Here is a 20,179-nt window from a genome sequence, read left to right as displayed (position 1 = left end):
CGCGACGCTTTTCATGATTGAGACCAGGGACATGTCGAATCGCGTCATCACCAGCCTGTTTATGCTGCTTTTAAGCTGGGACGCCGCCGCGCAAGGTCCGGTGATTTCCTCTGCGATTTCCTACAGCCGCGACATCCAACCGATCTTCACCGAAAAGTGTGTGGCCTGCCACGCCTGCTACGACTCCGCCTGTCAGCTCATTCTGGGCAGTGGCGAAGGGGCTGCTCGGGGCGCGACCAAGGTCCCGGTCTACGACGGCGAACGCAGCCAGGCTGCCGCGCCGACCCGGCTGTTTTATGACGCTTTCGGTAAACGTGCCTGGCAGCAAAAGGACTTCTATTCGGTGCTCGACGCTCAAGGCAGCCAAGCGTCGCTGATGGCGCGGATGCTGGAGCAGGGCCACAAAACCCCATTGCAACCCAACGCCAGGTTGCCGGAAGACATCGTCCTTGGTCTTAACCGGGAAAACAGGTGCGCCATGCCGGCCGAGTTCGACGGCTACGCCCGTTCACACCCCCAAGAGGGCATGCCGCTGGCGGTCACCGGCCTGACCGACCAGCAATACCAGACGCTGCAACGCTGGTTGGCGTCCGGCGCGCCGATTGACGAGCAAGGCCTTGTGCCGAGCGCCAAAGAAGCGTTGCAGGTGGTGCAGTGGGAAAACCTGCTCAACGCACCGGGCGCGCGACAGAGCCTGGTGGGGCGTTGGTTGTTCGAGCATTGGTTTCTCGCTCATCTCTATTTCAAGGACGGCGAGCCGGGGCATTTCTTTCAGTGGGTCCGTTCACGCACGCCGACCGGCCAGCCGATCGACCTGATCAACACACGCCGCCCGAATGACGATCCGGGTACTCAGGTGTATTACCGCTTGTGGCCGGTGCAAGGCGTGATTGTGCAAAAGACCCACATCACCTACCCGTTGAGCGCGGCGAAGATGGCGCGGACCAAAAGCCTCTTCTATAACGGCAACTGGCAGGTCAATGCGTTGCCAGGCTACGGGCCGGATCGTCGGGCCAATCCGTTCAGCACGTTCGAGGCGATCCCGGCCCAGGCGCGTTATCAGTTCATGCTTGATAACGCCGAATACTTCGTGCGCACCTTCATTCGCGGCCCGGTGTGCCGCGGTCAGATCGCCACCGACGTGATCCGCGATAACTTCTGGGCACTGTTCCAGGCGCCTGAGCACGACCTCTACATCATCGATCCGAACTACCGCGGTCAGGCCACGCCGTTGCTGGCGATGCCGGGGCAGAACGATGATGTCGGCAGTGTCCTGAGCCTTTGGCATGAGTACCGCAACAAGCGTAACGAGTACGAGGCGCTGCGCCGTGACAGTTACGCCGATACGCCAGCGCCGAGCTGGTCGACCTTGTGGGCCGGCAACGACAACGCGCTGCTGAGCATTTTCCGGCATTTCGACAGCGCCTCGGTGAACAAAGGCCTGATCGGTGACGTGCCGCAAACGATGTGGCTGTTCGACTTTCCGTTGCTGGAGCGCACCTATTATCAATTGGCGGTCAACTTCGACGTGTTCGGCAACGTCTCCCATCAGGCGCAAACGCGCCTGTACTTCGACCTGATTCGCAACGGCGCCGAGCAAAACTTCCTCCGTCTGATGCCCGCCGATTCGCGGGATGATTACCTCGACGATTGGTACCAGAGCGGCGGAAAATTCAAGATGTGGATGGACTACGAGTCCATCGATAACGACAAAGAGACGGCGCTGGTGCTGGACGAAAAGGACCCGAAACGCGATTTCGTCATGCAGCTGCTGGCCCGTTACGGCGACCTCAACGCCAAGCCTGATCCGATCAACCGGTGTGACGGCGCTTATTGCTCGCGGCCGAACATCGATCCGGCATTGCAGAGCGCCGAGCAGGCCTTGAGTCGCCTGACTTCGCGTCCGGCGGCCGGATTGAGGGTCATTGATCAGCTGCCGGAAGCGACCCTGTTGCGCATCGAAACCCAGAGCGGCAAACGCGAGGTTTACAGCCTGCTGCGCAACCGCGCGCACAGTAACGTGGCGTTCCTGCTGGGTGAATCGCTGCGGTATCAGCCAGGGCTCGACACCGTGACTATTTACCCGGGCGTGCTCAGCAGCTATCCGAACTTCATGTTCAACATCCCGGCGGAGCAAGTGCCTGAGTTTGTCGGCGAGATGGAAAACGCCAAGGACGCCCATCGCTTCGAAAAAATCGTCGAGCGCTGGGGCATTCGCCGCAGCCATCCGCAGTTCTGGTTCTACTTCCATGACCTGAGCCGGTACGTCCACGAGACCGATCCGGTGGAAGAGGGTGTGCTGGACATGAACCGGTACGAGAATCTTTGATCGAAAGCCTGAACACGCACCGCCGAACCCCTGTAGGAGCGAAGCTTGCTCGCGAAAGGGGGCTGACATTCAGCATAAATGTCAACTATCAGACCGCTTTCGCGAGCAAGCTTGAACTGGTCCAGTAATTTTGGACATTTTTTTCGGTTCTCACACCGCCAACTTTTCCGCTGCTACAGGTGAGTGGTAACCGTTGTAACTATGGCGCCTGACGTTGTTGTAGCGCGCCACATAGCGGTTTATATCAACTCGGGCTTCGTGTTCTGAGTTGTACCCATTTTCAGGTACCCATTCTGACTTCAAACTTCCAAAAAAACGCTCCATCGGGGCGTTATCCCAGCATTGGCCTTTTCGACTCATGCTCTGCCTAAGCTCGTGCGCCATCAGTTCGTCCCTGAATTTATGGCTGGTGTACTGACATCCCTGGTCAGAATGAAACAGTACACCTTTAGGTCGTCCTCTCAATTCGACGGCCATTCGCAGTGATTCGCGCGCCAGCGTCGCGTCTGCGACCAGTGAAAACGACCAGCCCACCACACGTCGCGCAAACAGATCCAGAACGACCGAGAAGTAGAGCCAGCGCTTGCCTAGCTGGATATAGGTGATATCCGCGCACCAAACCTTATTGATATCAGCTACGTAAAACTCACGCTCCAACTCATGCTCAGCCACCAGCGACTCAACGCCCGATGACTTGTATTTGTGAGGTCTACGCTGACGGCTAGCGATCCCAGCTTCCTTCATCAAACCGCGGGCCATGTAGCGGCCCACCTGATGGCCGTCGCCCCGCAGGTCTTCGGAGAGGGTTCGTGCACCTGCCGAGCCTCTTGATGCCTTGTGGTATTTAATCAAAACAACCTTGAGCGCTTCGCGCTCCGGGTTGGTTTTACCTTGACGCTGGCGCCAGGCGTAATAGCTGCTGCGGTTGACTTCAAACACGCGGCAGCAGTCTCTAATACCGTACTGCTCGCCCAGCTCACTGATCAGAGGGAATGATCTTTGGAGTCCAAAAGCAGGAGAGCACTGGCCTTTTTTAGGATTTCGATATCCCGGTCTTTCTGCCTGAGCAGGGCTTTAAGTTCCTGGATTTGCTTCTGGTCGACGGTGATCGCCTTGGTACCGGCAAGCGTCGATCCGGCGCGCTCTTTTCGCACCTGCTCGACCCAGCGGCGCAAGGCTGTTGGGCCGATATCCAAGCTGGCACAGGTCTCGGGAATCGGCTGATCCTCATCGAGCACCATGCTTGCAGCTTTGAGTTTGAACTCATTGGAATAGGATTTTCGCATCATCATGCACACCTCAGATTTGGGCGCCATCATAGCGCCCTATTGATGTGTCCAAATTCATTAGGCCAGATCAGCTTCGCTCCTACAGGGGTTGCGGTGATCAGATGTTCATCGACAGACGCATCTTTCCCGACAAAAATACTAGGACTTTGTGCGGCGCGATGATTGGCGTAAACTGCGCCCAAGCCTGCGAGGAGTTTCCATGACCGCTATTACCATCACCGACGCCGCCCACGATTATCTGGCTGATCTGCTTTCCAAGCAGAACACCCCAGGCATCGGCATCCGCGTCTTTATCACCCAGCCTGGCACTCAGTACGCCGAAACCTGCATTGCCTACTGCAAGCCGGGCGAAGAAAAACCTGAAGACACCGCGCTGGGGCTGAAAAGCTTCACCGCTTACATCGACTCGTTCAGCGAAGCTTTCCTGGACGATGCGGTAGTCGACTACGCCACCGACCGCATGGGCGGCCAATTGACCATCAAGGCGCCAAACGCCAAAGTCCCGATGGTCAACGCCGACAGCCCGGTCAACGAGCGCATTAACTACTACCTGCAAACCGAGATCAACCCGGGGCTGGCCAGCCACGGCGGTCAGGTCAGCCTGATCGATGTGGTCGAAGACGGCATCGCCGTACTGAAGTTCGGCGGCGGTTGCCAAGGCTGCGGCCAGGCAGACGTCACCCTGCGCGAAGGCATCGAGCGCACGTTGCTCGAACGCATTCCCGAGCTCAAGGGTGTTCGTGACGTCACCGACCACACGCAGAAAGAAAACGCCTACTACTAAGTAAGGTGTTCACTGCAAACATAAAAAACGGCGCCCCGTGAGCGCCGTTTTTTTATGGGTCCTAGGGTCTGTAGAGATGCGCATGCCCAGCGCGGTACAGCGATGACTCACTGAAGTGATCACTGCCCAAGACTCTGCCCACCAAAATCAACGCCGTGCGCCGAAACCCCTTGGCTTCAACTTTCGCTGCAATGTCTTCAAGCGTCCCCACCACCCAATCCTGATCCGGCCAGGTCGCTCGGTGAATCACCGCGATCGGGCAGTCCGCGCCGTAGTGCGGCAGCAATTCAACCAGGATTTTCTCCAGATGATTGACCCCCAGATGAATCGCCATGGTCGCCCCATGCTGTGCCAGGCTGCCTAGCTCTTCGCCGACGGGCATGGCGGTCTTGTCGGCGTAGCGGGTCAGGATTACGCTTTGCGACACATCGGGTAACGTCAGTTCGGCGCCCAACAGTGCCGCGCAGGCCGCCGTGGCCGTGACGCCGGGAATAATCTCAAAAGGGATGTCGAGTTCGCGCAGGTAGCGAATCTGCTCGCCAATGGCGCCGTACAGACTCGGATCACCGGAGTGCACCCGGGCCACGTCCTGGCCGTTGGCATGGGCAGTCTTGATCAGCTCGATGATCTGTTCCAAGTGCAGTTCAGCGCTGTTGACCACGTGTTCGGCGCGATGGCCTTCCAGCACGGCGGCGGGCACCAGGGAGCCGGCATAGATGACCACCGGGCAGCTTCGAATCAGCCGTTGGCCTTTGACGGTGATCAGTTCCGGGTCGCCGGGACCTGCGCCAATGAAGTAGACGGTCATCGTCGGTTCCTGTGAGAAAAAGGGGCTGGACAAAGCTTCAGATGAAGATTGCTCATGATCAAAGACAGGGATTATTGAGGATTTCAGGCGACGCAGGCCAATGCCAAGGTGGCCTGGGCATATTTTTGTCGTGGAATCAGCAATTTTGCCGGTGCCTGGGCCAACTGTTCGGCCAGGGCCAGGGCGGCACTTTCCGCGACGCCGTAGCAGCCGGTGCGTTCGAACGCGATGTCCGAGCGGTGGCTGAGTTGCGGTTGATAGCAGGCCAGTTGTTCGCTGCTGAAGTACATCAGTGGCAGCGCTAGCTGTTCGGCCAACTCGATCAAACCAGGTTCTTCGCGCTTCAGGTCAATGCTGGCCAACGCCTTGATCTGGTGGAGCTCGATTTTATGAGCCTGTAACGCCTGATCGAGCAACGCCCGCAGCGTGCTGACGGGGCAGCCGCGCTGGCAGCCCAGGCCGACCACCAGGGTCGGCGCTGCACTGAGGTCAGTCATGTGTGGTATTGACCATCGCTTTTGCGGCGGAACAACCAGGCACTGACTAAGCCCAGGGCCAGCCAGAACGCCACGTTGGTCAGCTGCGAAGCGATTTTGAATTGAGCTTCCAGGGTTTCTGGAGCCAGCATCGAATGGACTTCCGGTTGTGGTGCACCGATCACGTGAGGAACGGCCAGAATGGCCACGCCGAGCACTTTCATCAACCAGTGGCGGCTGAACACGATCAATGCGATACCGACCGCCGTGGAGGCGGCAGTGCCGATCCACCAGACCTGCCGTTGCGCCAAATCAGCAGCGGCGGTGCCCGGCAGCTCAGGCGGCAGGCCGAGGGTGGGTGCCAGCACGAACGTCGCATAACCGGCCAGGCCCCATAGCAGGCCTTGGGAAGTGCGAGTCGGTGCGCGCAAGGTGTAAAGACCGGCAAGCATCAGGGCGAAACCGACCGCTACCACCAGATTGCCGCCCGTGGTCGACAGCACGCGCTGCCAGCCGTCTTCCGGTTCCCAGGCATCGGCGTCGTGAGTGTGAGCGGCGACAGCACCCGCGGCGTGTTCGTGAACGGCAACAGCGGCGGGCTCGGACTTTTCGTAAGTCTCGGCCTGCAGAATCAGCGGAGCCACCCAGAAGCTTTGCAGCAGGGTCAGCAGCAGGGCGGCCAGCAGCCCGGTGAACCCTGCGGTTTGCGCAATACGCTTGATCATGTCAGCAGGTCTCAATGGCACGGGAATGCAGAGCTGTGGCGGGTATCGTGCGCGGCATTGTGCACCGCTTCGATGTGCGAGAAACCGGCGAAATACACCAGGCTAGCGCCAAGGATCGACGCAAACACGGCGGCGGTCAGGCGTTGAGTCAGGGTCGTGGTGGTGCTGGCGGTGCTCTTATCGGTGTTGCTGCCGGTGCTGCTGATGATCGACATGGCGCTTCCCTCTGGTCTGTCAGCGGGTGAATAGAGCGCATGGAAGACCCCTGCGAGTCGGGCGCGCAGAGGTTCAAACAGCGCCCGCCCACCGCGGGTTTGTTATTCAGTGATCGTAATGGTCACTTTGTGTTGCGGGCCGGTCTCCGGGCTCACGAGGGGCGCTGGCTTTCGCCTTGACCTGCAAACATCACCTTCCCATGCCGAACTGCTGGCACAGTGGATCTGACGCTTCGCTCGCTTACCGTTGCGGGGGCAGCACCGGACTGACATGGCTTTAGAGTAAAGCACATGATTCACCGGTTTCCCGTTTCACCCTGTGAAGGGCACCCGTAACAAGGCGTGTAGGAGAGCATGGGCGGGGGTTGGGCGTCAATTGGCAAGGGTTCTCAACTCGGTACCGAATGATGATTGGCTCTGTGTAGGACATTGACCCGCCCCGAGACGATGCGTAGCCTTGCGCTTTCGAGGTTCTTCGGCGTCTGCCGAAGCTAAGAAGGGAACGCGGTCGATGCCGCGGCTGCCCCCGCAACTGTGAACGGTTCTGTTGGCTGCCACGCCACTGCAAGCCCTGTCTATCGGGCCCGCGGGAAGGCGCAGCCAACGTCAGTCGAACGACTGGCAAGCCGTCAGCCAGGAGACCTGCCTCGACACAGATTCTCACTTTCAACCGGGCGGGGTGATCCGGTGGCGAACTCTTCAGGCACGCGCGTCCGCGTTGCCGGTCGTCGTCCCGTATGCCCGCCACCTTGCCAAAGGGCATCCGATGAAAACACTGGCCAAACTCCCTGTCACCATCGTTACCGGCTTCCTCGGCTCGGGCAAAACCACGTTGCTGCGGCACATGCTCGACAACGCTCAGGGCCGTCGTATTGCGGTGATCGTCAACGAGTTTGGCGAGCTGGGCATCGACGGCGAAATTCTCAAGCAGTGCTCCATCGGCTGCACAGAAGAAGAAGCCAACGGCCGCGTTTATGAATTGGCCAATGGCTGCCTGTGCTGCACCGTTCAAGAAGAATTCTTCCCGGTGATGCGCGAACTGGTCGCCCGTCGCGGCGACCTCGACCACATCCTCATCGAAACCTCGGGTCTGGCCCTGCCAAAACCGCTGGTGCAAGCTTTCCAGTGGCCGGAAATCCGCAGCGCCTGCACTGTTGACGCGGTCATCACCGTGGTCGATAGCCCAGCGGTCGCCGCCGGCACCTTCGCCGCTTTCCCGGACCAGGTCGATGCCCAGCGCAAACTCGACCCGAACCTGGACCACGAATCGCCGCTGCACGAGTTGTTCGCCGACCAACTGGCCAGCGCCGACCTGGTGATCCTCAACAAGGCCGACCTGATCAGCCCCGAAGACCTGGCCCGTGTGCGCCTGGAAGTCGCTGAAGAGTTGCCGCCCGCCGTGAAAGTCATCGAAGCCAGCAGTGGTCGTCTGCCACTGGACGTGCTGATCGGCCTCGGTGCCGGTTCCGAAGAACACATCGACAGCCGTCACAGCCATCACGATCACCACCATGAAGGTGAGGACGATCACGATCACGATGCTTTCGATTCGATCTCGATCGAACTGCCCCAGGCAGACGAAAGCCTGCTGCTGGACGCGTTGACTCAATTGGTGGTTCAGCACGGCATCTTGCGTGTCAAAGGTTTCGCCGCCATCCCGAACAAACCAATGCGCCTGTTAATCCAGGGCGTGGGCACACGTTTCGACAAGCATTTCGATCGTCAGTGGGGCGCCGACGAAGCGCGCACCACGCGCCTGGTATTGATCGGCCAGGAACTGGACGGAATTCTAATCGAAACGCAATTGCGCGCTGCGCTCAGCGTTTAAGCCATGCACCTGCTCAGGACCCAACCCGGCGGTTTCGTGTCGGATGACAACATTGCCGACCTTGGACAAACCCCCGCCGAGCTGGTGATCTTGTGCAGCGGCGACTCCAGCCTAGCGCTGCTCGCCGAAGCGGCGCAGCAGTTGCCCGACGATTACCCGAGCGTGCGCCTGGCCAACCCGATGCAGGTGCAGAATCACGCGTCGGTCGACCTGTATGTCGACGAAGTGCTGCGCCACGCCAAGGTGATTCTGATCTCGCTGCACGGCGGCATCGCCTATTGGCGCTATGGCGTGGAGCGCTTGGTGGAGTTGTCCCAGCGCGGCGTGCAGCTGATTCTGGTGCCCGGCGATGACCGCCCGGACCCGGAACTCAGCGACCTGAGCACCGTGGCTGCCTGCGACCGCGATCGGCTTTGGCAGTTTTTGCGTCAGGGCGGCATGAGCAATGCCCTGGATTTTTTTCGCTGCCTCGCCAATCGTTGGCTTGATCGCGACTACGCCTGGGCCGAGCCGCAAACCCTGCCGCGCACAGCGATCTACCATCCGCAAAAAAGCCCCGCAGACCTCCACGATTGGCAAGCCGACTGGCAGGCCGATCAACCGGTCGCGGCGGTGCTGTTTTACCGTTCGCATCTGCAAGCGGCGAACACCGGTTTCATCGATGTTTTCTGCCAGCGTTTGCAGGCGGCGGGGTTGAACCCGTTGCCGATTGCGCTGGCCAGTTTGAAAGAGCCCAGCTGCCTGACGGCGGTCGAGGACCTGTTGGACGAAGTTGAAGCGGGGGTGATTCTCAACACCACCGGTTTCGCTCAATCCAGCCCTGAAGCGCCGCACCTGCGACCGTTTCGTCGCAACATCCCGGTGATTCAGGCGATTTGCGCCCAGGACAACGAGCCCGGTTGGCGCGCCAGTGAACAGGGCCTCGGTCCACGCGATCTGGCGATGCACATCGCGCTGCCGGAACTGGATGGCCGAATCATCAGCCGGCCGATCAGCTTCAAGGACCTGGCCTGGCGCAGCGAACGCAGCCAGTCGGATGTTGTCTGCTACCGACCACAACCTGAACGTATGGATTTTGTCGCCGAACTGGCGCGGCGCTGGATCGATCTGGCGCGTGTACTGAACAGTGAAAAACGCATCGCCCTGATCCTCGCCAACTACCCGACGCGTGATGGTCGTATCGGTAATGGCGTGGGCCTCGACACCCCGGCCGCCGCGCTGAACATCCTCCGTGCGCTGCACACCGAAGGTTATCCGCTACCGGCGGAGTTGCCGGACACTGGCACCGCGTTGATCCAGCAATTGCTCGGTGGGGTCAGCAACGACCTCGACACCCTTGACCAGCGTCCATGTCAGCAAAGCCTGGCGATGGACGACTATCTGCTGATGTTCAACGCCTTGCCCGAATCCAACCGCCAGGCCGTACTGGAACGCTGGGGCACGCCCGAAAGCGATCCGATGTTCCGTGGCGGGCGAATGATGATCGCCGGGCTGCGCTTTGGTCTGACCTTCGTCGGCATTCAACCGGCACGCGGTTATCAGGTGGATCCGAGCGCGGTGTATCACGACCCGGACCTGGTGCCGCCTCACGGTTATCTGGCGTTCTACTTCTGGTTGCGTAACACCTACGGTGCCCACGGCGTGATCCACGTCGGCAAGCACGGCAACCTCGAATGGCTGCCGGGCAAAGGCGTCGGGCTGTCGGAGAGTTGCTGGCCGGACGCGCTGCTCGGGCCGCTGCCGAACATCTATCCGTTCATCGTCAACGACCCGGGTGAGGGCGCCCAGGCCAAGCGCCGCACGCAAGCGGTGATCATCGATCACCTGATGCCGCCGCTGACGCGCGCCGAAACCTACGGCCCGTTGCGCAACCTGGAATTACTCGCCGACGAGTATTACGAAGCGCAATTGCTCGATCCGCGCCGTGCCCGGGAATTGCAGCGCGACATCCTGCAACTGGTGCGCGAGACGCACATCGATCGCGAACTGCAACTGGACGAGAAGCTCGACAGTGATGCCGATGCGGCGATCTGGTTGCCGCGTCTGGACACGTATTTGTGCGACTTGAAAGAGTCGCAGATCCGCGACGGTCTGCATGTGTTCGGCGAGTCGCCGACCGGGCGTTTGCGCATCGACACCTTGCTGGCCTTGCTGCGTATCCCGCGTGGCGATGGGCGTGGCGCACAATCAAGTCTGCTGCGGGCGCTGGCCAAGGCGTTCGCGTTGGGCTTTGATCCGCTGGATTGTGCGCTCGCCGAACCTTGGGCTGGGCCGCGTCCGATTGAACTGCAAACCCTCACCGATGAGGTCTGGCGCACAGCCGGTGATACCCGCGAACGTCTGGAACTGTTCGCCACACAGCTGATCGAGCAGGCCTTGAACACTGAGATTGAGCAGCTGAACGCGTCAGGCTGGTCAGAGGTGAAAGCCATCATCGACAGCCTGCGTGAAGTCGTCGCTCCACGACTGGACGCCTGCGGCCCGGCGGAAATGCGCGGTCTGCTCGACGCTCTCAGTGGTCGCTTCGTGCCGGCGGGCCCCAGTGGTGCGCCGAGTCGCGGTCGACTCGACGTGCTGCCGACCGGTCGCAACTTCTACTCGGTAGACGTGCGCAACTTGCCGACCACCACCGCGTGGCGCATCGGCTTCCAGTCGGCCAACCTGATTCTTGAACGACACCTGCAAGACCACGGCGATCACCTGCGCCAGCTCGGCCTGTCGGTGTGGGGCACCGCGACCATGCGCACCGGCGGCGATGACATCGCCCAGGCCATGGCGCTGATGGGCGTGCGCCCGGTCTGGGCCACGGGCAGTCAGCGGGTCGACGACTTCGAAATTTTGCCGCTGAGCCTGCTGGACCGTCCGCGCGTGGACGTGACCTTGCGCGTCTCCGGATTCTTTCGCGATGCCTTTGCCAACTTGATCCGTCTGTTCGACGCCGCCGTGCAAGCGGTCGCCACCCTCGACGAGCCGGACGACCTCAACCCCCTGGCCGCCAAGGTGCGTGCCGAGCGCGAAGCGTTGAGGCAATCGGGGCTGGATGAAGACGCGGCCAGGCGTCAGGCCGGTTGGCGCATCTTTGGCGCCAAACCGGGTGCTTACGGCGCGGGCGTGCAGGGCGCCATCGAGGGTCGTCTGTGGCAAAGCCGCGATGACCTGGCCGAGGTTTACCTGAACTGGGGCGGCTACGCTTACGGCGGTTCTGACGAAGGCACCGCGGCGCGAGAGCAGTTCGCTCAGCGCCTGAGCCAAGTGCAAGCCGTGCTGCAAAACCAGGACAACCGTGAGCACGACTTGCTCGACTCCAATGACTATTACCAGTTCCAGGGCGGCATGCTCGCCGCCGTAGAAAGCCTCAGTGGTGAGGCAGCGGCCAGTTATCATGGCGATCACAGTCAGCCGGACTTGCCGAAGATCCGCACGTTGAAGGAAGAGCTGAACCGGGTGATTCGCTCCCGGGCAGCCAATCCGAAGTGGATCGACGGCGTGAAGCGCCACGGCTATAAAGGCGCGTTTGAACTGGCGGCGACGGTTGATAATGTTTTTGCGTTCGACGCGACCACGCAGCTGATCGACGATCACCAGTATGCGTTGCTGGCGGAGGCGTATTTGCTGGACCCGGCGACCCGGGATTTTGTTCGTGAGCACAATCCGCATGCGTTGCGTGACATGACTGAGCGGATGTTGGAGGCGCAGCAGCGGGGGATGTGGAAGGAACCGGGTGAGTATCGGGAGGCGCTAGAAAATTTGTTGTTGGACATAGAAGAAGACAGCTAACTCTGCGGCACCGCTAAACCCTGTGGGAGCGTGGCTTGCCCGCGAAGAGGCCCTCACATTCAACATTGATTTCGACTGACCGGACGCCTTCGCGGGCAAGCCACGCTCCCACAGGTACAAGGTGTGCCTGCTACCGACCATGACCGAGTATTAACCATGACCGACACCCCCCATTTCCCTCTCTCCGCCGTGGTCGGCGCCGACGATCTGAAACTCGCCCTCTACCTGACCGCCATCGACCCGAAAATCGGCGGCGTACTCATCGAAGGCCCTCGCGGCATGGCCAAGTCAACGTTGGCCCGAGGCCTGGCGGATCTGCTGGCCAGCGGCCAATTCGTGACATTGCCGTTGGGCGCCACCGAAGAACGGTTGGTGGGCACGCTCGACTTGGACGCCGCGCTGAGCGAGGGTCGCGCACAGTTTTCCCCCGGTGTACTGGCAAAGGCCGACGGCGGTGTGCTCTACGTTGATGAGGTTAATTTATTGCCCGATCACCTGGTGGACCTGCTGTTGGATGTGGCCGCCAGCGGCACCAATCTGATCGAACGTGACGGCATTTCCCATCGGCATTCAGCGAAGTTCGTGCTGATCGGCACCATGAACCCGGAAGAGGGTGAGCTGCGTCCGCAACTGCTCGACCGTTTTGGCCTGAACGTCGCCCTCAGTGGTCACACAGCACCGGCCGAGCGTGGTCAGATCATCCGCCGTCGGCTGGATTTCGACAGCGATCCGGACAGCTTCTGCGCTGAATGGGAAAGCCAACAGCAGTCTCTGCGTGAACGTTGCAAGAAGGCGCGGAGCGCGCTGGCAAGTGTCCCTCTCGACGATCATGCGCTGGCACAGATTACCGAGCGCTGCTTTGCCGCTGGCGTCGATGGCTTGCGGGCCGACCTGGTCTGGTTGCGCGCGGCGCGTGCCCATGCAGCGTGGCGTGGAGCGAGCGCAATCGCCGAGGAAGATATCGACGCCGTCGCCGAATTTGCCTTGCGCCATCGCCGTCGCGAGCAGTCGCCACCGGCGCCGCAACACAGTCAACCGCCCTCGACCCAAAATACCAACCCGAGCGAAGGCCAGGGCCAATGGGGGGAAATGCCCGCCCAGGCGTTACCGGTCGGCGCGCGACGTGAAGTGCCGAGCTGGCCAAAAAAGCCCTAGGCATTCGCCCTCGATCTGACGCGGGGGCGAATGCCAGACCCCGTGCCGGACGGCTGGACAATGGCAAACAGGGTAAACGTCACGCGGCACGTAACGGCTCAATCAATTGGCCCGGTACGTTGCTGAACGGCCGCCCGCGTCAGCGCGACGATGTCTTGTTTCACCTGCGCACCCGTTCGCCCTACGAACTGTGGCTGGTGATCGTCGACGCCTCGGCCTCGACCCGCCGCCATCAGGCGTTGAGCGATGCCAAGGGCTTGCTCGCGCAGCTGTTCGACGACGCCTATCGCCAGCGCGCGCGCTTGGCGTTGCTGACGGCCAGTGGCAATCTACCGAAATGGCAAGTGCAAGGGTTGAAAGCCTCCGCCGGTTTACGCAGCTGGCTTGATGGCCTGGGAGCGAGTGGTGGTACGCCGTTACTGGCGGCGCTGGGAGAGGCGGGGCAATGGCTGACAGCACGGCAAAAACGCTTTCCGGCGGAACAGCAGCGATTGTTGTTGGTCACCGATGGCCGATTGAAGGACTGGTCAAGGTTGTCGGCGCTTGATTGTCCTGGGCTGCTGATCGACATCGAACGCGGGCCGATTCGGCTTGGACGGGCTAAGGTGATGGCTGCCGAGTTGCAGGCCGAGTATCGACATATCGATGATATGGAGTGAGCCGAAAGAATCACAGGAGTGAAGCATGCGTGTTCTAGCTGTCAACCATCAGGATGATTTTCGCGTCAAGGCTTACGCTGGCACCAATGGCGTGCTGTTGGCCATGGACCTGGCCGAACCCCGCCGCAAAGGCCTGTTGGGTTTCGCCATCGAAAAACAGCAAGGCCCCAAGCCCTGGCTGTTCCTGTTCAACAGGCTGACCTTCCCCGGTAAGGTGCATACGTTTCCCCAGTTTCACGCCACCCCCAGCGATATCGCGCCGTTGCAGAAATTTCGCTGGGCCGATTACGCGGTCAATCCGGGGATGACGATCCATTACCGAATTCACCTGGCCTACGGCACCGTTGATGCGCCGCAACTGGGTGAATTTCTGGAAGTGACGGTCACTTCCGACAATGGCCTGCCGAGTAACCAAAGCGTGATCTTCAATCGCGCAGTGGCCGCCAGCCAGGCGTTCCAGCGTAAATTTCCCGAGCTCGACGCGTTGATCACCGCCAACAAGAACCTGCCCATCGAAGCCTGGCCGGATGCCCCGCGGCAATGGCTGGAAAACGGTTTGCTTGGGCGTTTGCTGGGGTTTATCGAGCGTGCGGTGGATGCCCAGTGGGCGCTGGACATTGCCATCTACGAGTATGAACTGCAGGCCATTGTCGATGCCGTCAATGCGGCGTTTGCACGTGGGGTAAACGTTCGCGTGCTGTATCACGCCCAGCCGGACGATGAAGACACCACCATGAACGAGGCCAGCCTGGAAAACATCCCGGCAGAGAACAAGCGCGGCCGAGTCACCCATAACATCTTCCACAACAAATTCATGGTGCTGAGCCGGCTCGACGCAGCGGGACAGCGGCAGCCCGAAGCGGTGTTTTGCGGCAGCACCAATTTCACCCCCAACGGTGTTTACCGCCAGGCCAACGTGGTGCATGTGCTGGACGACACGCGAGTCAGCGCCAGCTATCTGCGCACCTTCGAGCAGGTCTGGGCTAACCCGGCGGATGTCGGCGCTACCCGAAACTGGCTCACGCAAAACAACCCGATGGATCCGCTGCAACCGACGTTCGCTGGGTTCTCACCGCGCTCGGGCAAAGGGGATCTGGGTGAGTTTGTCGAGATCATCAACGCCGCGAAAAAGGATGTGCTGTTCGTCACCGCGTTCGCCTTGCCCGACGACATCCTGAACGCCTTGCTCGGCCAGCCCCACGACGACATTTTGCGTTACGGCCTGCAAAACACCGTCAGCCGGATCACCGGTTTCCACGCCGACCGCACCGCTGAATTCGCCGCCACCGCGTTGCTCAACACCGGGCTGGAAGGTTGGCTCAGAGAGAACATGAAAGGCCAGAGGGGCAACCTGCTGGTGCACACCAAAGCCGTGGTGACAGACTTCACCAGCGATGCGCCGACAATCATCAGCGGCAGCCATAACCTCAGTGCCGCGGCGAGCAATGGCAATGACGAGAACTACTTGATCATTCGCGGCAATACCGATCTGGCGGACCGTTATGGTCTGGAGTTGCTGCGGTTTTACGAGCATTACCGCTTTCGCTATTTCGCCAAGAAACTCGCGCTCAAACAGGTCCAGCCGTTGGCGGCGGATGACAGCTGGACCGATGACTATTACCTCGACGGGGATTTGCGTCAGCTATCCAGATTGCGTTTTTCCGGACGGTAAACACACTCGCGGGGCTGGTAGCGAATGCCGAGCGAGTATTGGCGTCGTTCAAGCCTTAACACCGACGGCAGCAGTCGAGGGGGCGGGGATCGGATTGCGCATCAGCGTGCCCACCTCCAGCGGCCCCAACAATGCCAGCAAACCCGCCACCCAAAGCAGCAGGCTGAAACCTCCGACGAAGGCTTGGCGAGCCAACGGCTCGACCATTGGGCGAGACGATCAGCGAGCAAACGCCTGAGGCTGTGAGTAACGTCAGTCGCGGGCTCACCTTGTGTTTGACGGACATGGCAGCGTTTCTCTACTGTAAAAGTCAGTGCAGCTTATCGCCGGTTGGTGCTTTCTTTGTTAAGCACGCCTTGTCACTTCATTACCTTTGAGCTAACGCACCGATGGATATTCGCCATTTCCGCTATTTTCTGGCCGTTGCCCGGCAAGGCAACTTCACCCGCGCCGCCGAACAACTCGGTATCGCACCGCCGACCTTGACTCGGCAGATCCAGGACATGGAGAACGAACTCGGCACGCGATTGTTCGTGCGCCAAACACGTGAAGTCAGCCTGACCGAGGCCGGCGCCGCGCTGGTGATCGAGGCCGAGGCGACGGTGCGGCAATTCGAATACGCTCAGTACAACGCCCAACGTGCCGGGCGCGGGGATATTGGCCATATCGAACTGGGTTACGTGGCTTCGGTGGTGTATTCGGGCTTGCTGCAGAAACAGGTGCAATCCTTCAGTCGCGGGTGTCCTGACGTCAGCCTGAACGTACGGGAAAGTCCCATGGCGTCATTGCCGGTGATGGTGGTCGAGGGGCGTTTCGACATTGGCTATGCCCGCTCACCCATGACCTTGCCAGAGGGCCTGGAAGCCATTCGCCTGGATGCAGAGGGTTTTGTGCTGGCGGTGCCTGCCGAGTCCTGGCTGTGCCGTCTGCCAGAGGTTGCTCCCGAAAACTTGCAGAACGAGACGTTCATCCTGCCGGAGCAAATCAGCGGCACTTTGCAAGTCGCCGCCGAGGGTGGATTTGCGCCGAAACTGGGGGCGCAACCGGGCGGGCTGGTAGCGGTCATAGCGCTGGTGTCGTTGGGGCAGGGCGTGGCGGTGGTGCCCGAATCGGTGGTCGGGCATATCAGTCTGCCCGGTGTCCTGTACCGGCCGATCAAAGGGTGTGAGGCGAGCTCCTGGTTGTCGTTGATCCATCGACGATTCGAGAAATCACCCGCGGTGGAGCGGTATATCGAGCGGGTCAAAAAGCACTGATTACAGATTTTGTAATGATTTTCGGCTGTAAGAAGTGTCGCTTTCGCCTGTACGCTCCAAGGCCTTTTTCCTTTCAGGACTTGCATGAACACCCTCTCGGAGCCTCCCTGGTATCCTTTCTCCTTGTGCTACCACGCGGTCTTGATGCACGCGAAGCATCCGGTCTTCCGACTTCCGAATCCCTTTGTCATTTCACCGCCACGGCCTCTGCGCCGCGCCTTGCCGTGCCTGGCTTTCTGAATTCACTGAAGAGATCGAGACGTTTTTATGGAATGGATAGCTGACCCCACCGCATGGCTGGGCCTGTTGACGTTGATTGTGCTGGAGCTGGTGCTGGGCATCGACAACCTGGTGTTTATCGCAATCCTTGCCGACAAGCTGCCGCCCGAGCAACGCGATCGTGCGCGGCTCATCGGTTTGTCCCTGGCGTTGCTGATGCGCCTGGGCCTGCTGGCGAGTATTTCGTGGCTGGTGACCCTGACTCAGCCGTTGTTCGAGGTGTTCGACAAGAGCTTCTCCGGCCGCGACTTGATCATGCTGTTCGGTGGTGTGTTCTTGTTGTTCAAGGCCACCATGGAATTGCACGAGCGACTCGAAGGCCATGTTGGCCAGCGCGCGTCTAATGCGGCTTATGCGATGTTCTGGCCGATCGTGGCGCAGATCGTGGTGCTCGATGCGGTGTTCTCCCTGGATGCGGTGATTACCGCTGTGGGCATGGTCGATGAACTGGCGGTGATGATGATCGCGGTGATTTTTTCCATCGGCCTGATGATCGTCGCCAGCAAGCCGCTGACCCGTTTCGTCAATGAACACCCGACGGTGATCATGCTCTGCCTGGGCTTTCTGATGATGATCGGCTTCGCGCTGACCGCTGAAGGCCTGGGGTTCCACATTCCGAAGGGCTACCTGTACGCGGCCATCGGTTTCTCGATCCTGATCGAGATTTTCAACCAGATTGCCCGGGCTCGCCGTAAAAAATCGATGCAGGGCCTGCGACCGATGCGTGAGCGCACAGCCCACGCCGTGATGGGTTTGCTCGGTGGCCGCAAGCTGGCGGTGGAGGAGGTTGGCGAGGAGATTGCCGACATGCTGGACAATGGCGAAGCGCCGAGCGTAGAGCTGTTCGACCGTCGCGAACGAGTGATGATCAGTGGTGTTCTGCAACTCGCCGAGCGACCGATCCGCACCTTGATGACCGTACGCGCTGATGTGGATCACATCGACCTGTCCGACGATGCCGAAGTTATTCGCACGCGCCTGATGAATTCGTCCTATTCACGCCTGCCGCTGATTCGCGATGGCGCGGTGGATGAGCCGCTGGGCTTCGTGCACAAGAAGGAATTGCTCAAGGAATACCTGGCCGGCAACCAGCCTGGTCTTGAGCATTTGGCGCGCAAGACCATCAACTTGCTGGACAGTTACTCGATCCTCAATGCCCTGGAACAGATGCGCCAAGCCTCGACTCACATTGCGTTCGTGGTCAATGAGTTCGGTGACTTCGTCGGTGTGCTGACCATGACTGACATTCTCGAATCGATCGCCGGCGAGTTGCCAGACGCGAGCGAAATCGAGGGCCCGGATGTGGTCGAGGAGAAGGGTGGGTTCATGGTCAGCGGCGCGTTGAACCTGGCGCGGGTGCGACAGCGGACCGGGTTTGCGGCAGAGCCCACCGACGACTATCAGACCCTGGCCGGGTTGGTGGTGAGCCTGCTGGATCGCCTGCCGATGATCGGTGACAGCCATGAATGGGAAGGCTGGCGGATGACAGTGGCAGCGGTTGAGGAACGGCGGGTGACGCGGGTATTGCTGGTGCGCGCTAATTAGATCGTTCCGCGCGTGGGAACGATCATTTCTCAAGCCCCGATCAACGTGCGCGCCCGAGGCACGGTGCACAGTCTGCGCAGGGTCTGTTGCAACCACGCCAGATTGCGAACCGGTTTATGTTTCACCGTTGCCGGTTTCACCTGGCCGATGTACCTGGCAAAGTGTTCCAGCAGGGTTTGCTCAGTGCCAATTCCCTTGAGCTTCTTCAGCAGCTTCCCATTCTTGTAAAAAAGCACGGTGGGTGTGCCGGTGACGTCCGGATGCCGAGGCGATTCGCTGGTGTTCAACATGTAGATTTGGGCCTGATGCCGATACGGTTCAGCGATCTGACGAAAAATCGGCCCGGCCATTTCGCAGGCGGGACAGTGTTGACTGCTGAAGTACAAAATCACCGGGCGCCAGGTGTTCAGGGCCTTGTGATAGACCGGGGCCAGCGCTTTGCTAGCGATTTTCGAGCTCATTGAAATCTCCTTTTTCACCGTGCATCGAGTGCCTGTTGACGGTAAAGGAGTCAGCCGCGATCAGTCTACTGTCAGAAATAACAGGTAGGTTTTCCTACGTAACCCAGGACACTCCTTACTGCGTTGCAGGACCAACCCGACAGGAAACACGGAAAGCCGGAAGCGTGTGGCGTGATACTTTTTGTTCATTCCTCAATGGAGACAGTCATGGACTGTGGGAAAGGAGTATCCGAACAGATGAGTGGGAACCTGGAGCGCAAGATCAATCCGCGAATCGAAGGGCAAGAAGCGGCAAGCACGGAGCACCTCCTTTATGACAAAAAGATAGCGGCAGATACGCTTTGGAGTGCTATTTTTAGTACTTCTAAAAGCACCCTAAGGAATAACTTGATGACACATATCGTGCTTTCGCAGGTGGTGGCTAGCATCTCTGAACTGAAAAAAAATCCGATGGGTACGGTCGCTGCCGGCGGTGGCCTGTCTGTTGCGATCCTTAACCGCAATGAGCCGGCTTTCTATTGTGTTCCCGCGAAAGAGTACGAAGCCATGATGAATCGCCTGGATGACTTGGAGTTACTTACCCTTTGCAAAGAGCGGGAAAACGATCCGACCATAAGGGTTTCGATTGATGACCTATGAGCTGGAGTTCTCAGAAAAAGCTTGGAAAGAATGGAAAAAACTCGGAGTAAACCTGAAGGACCAGTTCAAAAGGAAACTTCAGGAGCGTCTTGTAAACCCCCACGTTCCCGCTGACCGACTCAGCGGGCTTGGAAACGCTTACAAAATCAAGCTGCGTAGTGCCGGATATCGAATGGTGTATCGCGTGCTTGATGACGTGCTGGTAGTGACCGTGATAGCCGTAGGCAAAAGAGAGCGGAGCGATGTTTACAAGGATGCTGCCGATCGCCGATGGGCCTTGGT

The 20,179-nt window shown here is 59.8% G+C and carries 17 protein-coding genes, 2 pseudogenes and 2 riboswitches; of the genes and pseudogenes, 11 read left to right on the top strand and 8 right to left on the bottom strand.

What is annotated here, in order from left to right; genetic code table 11:
• Positions 1-31: 31 nt before the first annotated feature.
• Positions 32-2,329: a fatty acid cis/trans isomerase gene (locus tag ACYZTU_RS17510; protein WP_461964488.1), complete on the top strand. Its 2,298-nt coding sequence runs from the start codon at positions 32-34 to the stop codon at positions 2,327-2,329.
• Between the two features lie 150 nt (positions 2,330-2,479).
• Here ACYZTU_RS17510 and ACYZTU_RS17505 read toward each other — a convergent pair whose 3' ends face one another.
• Together ACYZTU_RS17505 and ACYZTU_RS17500 are read right to left on the bottom strand one after the other, a co-directional pair.
• Positions 2,480-3,286 (bottom strand): IS3 family transposase, encoded by an 807-nt coding sequence (locus ACYZTU_RS17505; protein ID WP_461971076.1) that lies wholly within the window; start codon positions 3,284-3,286, stop codon positions 2,480-2,482.
• Positions 3,287-3,312: 26 nt separating this feature from the next.
• Positions 3,313-3,618 carry a transposase gene (locus ACYZTU_RS17500; protein WP_461964487.1) on the bottom strand — a complete coding sequence of 102 codons (306 nt, stop codon included), beginning with the start codon at positions 3,616-3,618 and terminating at the stop codon, positions 3,313-3,315.
• A gap of 199 nt (positions 3,619-3,817) precedes the next feature.
• Between ACYZTU_RS17500 and nfuA the strand changes: the two genes are divergently transcribed.
• The gene (nfuA, locus tag ACYZTU_RS17495; RefSeq protein WP_007898222.1) at positions 3,818-4,402 is read left to right on the top strand and encodes a Fe-S biogenesis protein NfuA; all 585 of its coding nucleotides are present in this window, start codon (positions 3,818-3,820) and stop codon (positions 4,400-4,402) included.
• Positions 4,403-4,463: 61 nt separating this feature from the next.
• On the opposite strand, the gene cobM is transcribed toward nfuA, so the two are convergent.
• The 4 genes from cobM to ACYZTU_RS17475 all read right to left on the bottom strand — a co-directional run bounded on the left by cobM (position 4,464) and on the right by ACYZTU_RS17475 (position 6,626).
• Positions 4,464-5,210: a precorrin-4 C(11)-methyltransferase gene (gene cobM, locus ACYZTU_RS17490; RefSeq protein WP_461964486.1), complete on the bottom strand. Its 747-nt coding sequence runs from the start codon at positions 5,208-5,210 to the stop codon at positions 4,464-4,466.
• An 83-nt stretch (positions 5,211-5,293) separates the two neighbouring features.
• Positions 5,294-5,707, bottom strand: a complete 414-nt coding sequence (locus ACYZTU_RS17485; protein ID WP_461964485.1) for a cobalamin biosynthesis protein — start codon at positions 5,705-5,707, stop codon at positions 5,294-5,296.
• The gene (locus ACYZTU_RS17480; RefSeq protein WP_461964483.1) at positions 5,704-6,411 is read right to left on the bottom strand and encodes a CbtA family protein; all 708 of its coding nucleotides are present in this window, start codon (positions 6,409-6,411) and stop codon (positions 5,704-5,706) included. The genes ACYZTU_RS17485 and ACYZTU_RS17480 overlap by 4 nt, the downstream gene beginning before the upstream one ends.
• Before the next feature lie 11 nt (positions 6,412-6,422).
• Positions 6,423-6,626 carry a CbtB domain-containing protein gene (locus ACYZTU_RS17475; protein WP_461964481.1) on the bottom strand — a complete coding sequence of 68 codons (204 nt, stop codon included), beginning with the start codon at positions 6,624-6,626 and terminating at the stop codon, positions 6,423-6,425.
• Between the two features lie 120 nt (positions 6,627-6,746).
• A riboswitch (cobalamin riboswitch) is annotated at positions 6,747-6,975 on the bottom strand.
• A gap of 102 nt (positions 6,976-7,077) precedes the next feature.
• A riboswitch (cobalamin riboswitch) is annotated at positions 7,078-7,290 on the top strand.
• 102 nt (positions 7,291-7,392) lie between these two features.
• Here ACYZTU_RS17475 and cobW point away from each other — a divergent pair.
• The 5 genes from cobW to ACYZTU_RS17450 all read left to right on the top strand — a co-directional run bounded on the left by cobW (position 7,393) and on the right by ACYZTU_RS17450 (position 15,717).
• On the top strand, positions 7,393-8,454 hold the full coding sequence (cobW, locus tag ACYZTU_RS17470) for a cobalamin biosynthesis protein CobW (RefSeq protein ID WP_461964479.1): 1,062 nt from the start codon (positions 7,393-7,395) through the stop codon (positions 8,452-8,454).
• Positions 8,455-8,457: 3 nt separating this feature from the next.
• The gene (gene cobN, locus ACYZTU_RS17465; RefSeq protein WP_461964478.1) at positions 8,458-12,231 is read left to right on the top strand and encodes a cobaltochelatase subunit CobN; all 3,774 of its coding nucleotides are present in this window, start codon (positions 8,458-8,460) and stop codon (positions 12,229-12,231) included.
• A gap of 156 nt (positions 12,232-12,387) precedes the next feature.
• The gene (locus ACYZTU_RS17460; RefSeq protein ID WP_461964477.1) at positions 12,388-13,386 is read left to right on the top strand and encodes an ATP-binding protein; all 999 of its coding nucleotides are present in this window, start codon (positions 12,388-12,390) and stop codon (positions 13,384-13,386) included.
• 53 nt (positions 13,387-13,439) lie between these two features.
• Positions 13,440-14,045, top strand: a complete 606-nt coding sequence (locus ACYZTU_RS17455; protein ID WP_461971074.1) for a vWA domain-containing protein — start codon at positions 13,440-13,442, stop codon at positions 14,043-14,045.
• A 25-nt stretch (positions 14,046-14,070) separates the two neighbouring features.
• Positions 14,071-15,717, top strand: coding sequence for a phospholipase D-like domain-containing protein (locus tag ACYZTU_RS17450; RefSeq protein ID WP_461964476.1), 1,647 nt, complete (start codon positions 14,071-14,073; stop codon positions 15,715-15,717).
• A gap of 48 nt (positions 15,718-15,765) precedes the next feature.
• On the opposite strand, the pseudogene ACYZTU_RS17445 reads toward ACYZTU_RS17450, so the two are convergent.
• Positions 15,766-15,936 (bottom strand): annotated as a pseudogene (locus ACYZTU_RS17445) (MFS transporter); the annotation flags it as partial.
• Between the two features lie 170 nt (positions 15,937-16,106).
• Between ACYZTU_RS17445 and ACYZTU_RS17440 the strand changes: the two are divergent.
• Together ACYZTU_RS17440 and ACYZTU_RS17435 are read left to right on the top strand one after the other, a co-directional pair.
• Positions 16,107-16,973: a LysR family transcriptional regulator gene (locus ACYZTU_RS17440; RefSeq protein ID WP_461964475.1), complete on the top strand. Its 867-nt coding sequence runs from the start codon at positions 16,107-16,109 to the stop codon at positions 16,971-16,973.
• A 267-nt stretch (positions 16,974-17,240) separates the two neighbouring features.
• The gene (locus ACYZTU_RS17435) at positions 17,241-18,797 is read left to right on the top strand and encodes a TerC family protein (protein WP_461964474.1); all 1,557 of its coding nucleotides are present in this window, start codon (positions 17,241-17,243) and stop codon (positions 18,795-18,797) included.
• Positions 18,798-18,826: 29 nt separating this feature from the next.
• On the opposite strand, the gene ACYZTU_RS17430 is transcribed toward ACYZTU_RS17435, so the two are convergent.
• Complete coding sequence (locus ACYZTU_RS17430; RefSeq protein ID WP_461964472.1) at positions 18,827-19,258, bottom strand: thioredoxin family protein; 432 nt, start codon at positions 19,256-19,258, stop codon at positions 18,827-18,829.
• Positions 19,259-19,648: 390 nt separating this feature from the next.
• Between ACYZTU_RS17430 and ACYZTU_RS17425 the strand changes: the two genes are divergently transcribed.
• Together ACYZTU_RS17425 and ACYZTU_RS17420 are read left to right on the top strand one after the other, a co-directional pair.
• Positions 19,649-19,897: a type II toxin-antitoxin system Phd/YefM family antitoxin gene (locus ACYZTU_RS17425; protein ID WP_461971072.1), complete on the top strand. Its 249-nt coding sequence runs from the start codon at positions 19,649-19,651 to the stop codon at positions 19,895-19,897.
• Positions 19,887-20,165: pseudogene (locus tag ACYZTU_RS17420) on the top strand (type II toxin-antitoxin system RelE family toxin); the annotation flags it as partial. The gene ACYZTU_RS17425 and the pseudogene ACYZTU_RS17420, both read left to right, overlap by 11 nt.
• Positions 20,166-20,179: the final 14 nt, after the last annotated feature.

This window comes from Pseudomonas sp. HLT2-19-2, from assembly GCF_054898005.1.
The sequence above is the reverse complement of the archived record's forward strand: the minus strand, read 5'-3'. Positions and strand labels throughout refer to the sequence as shown.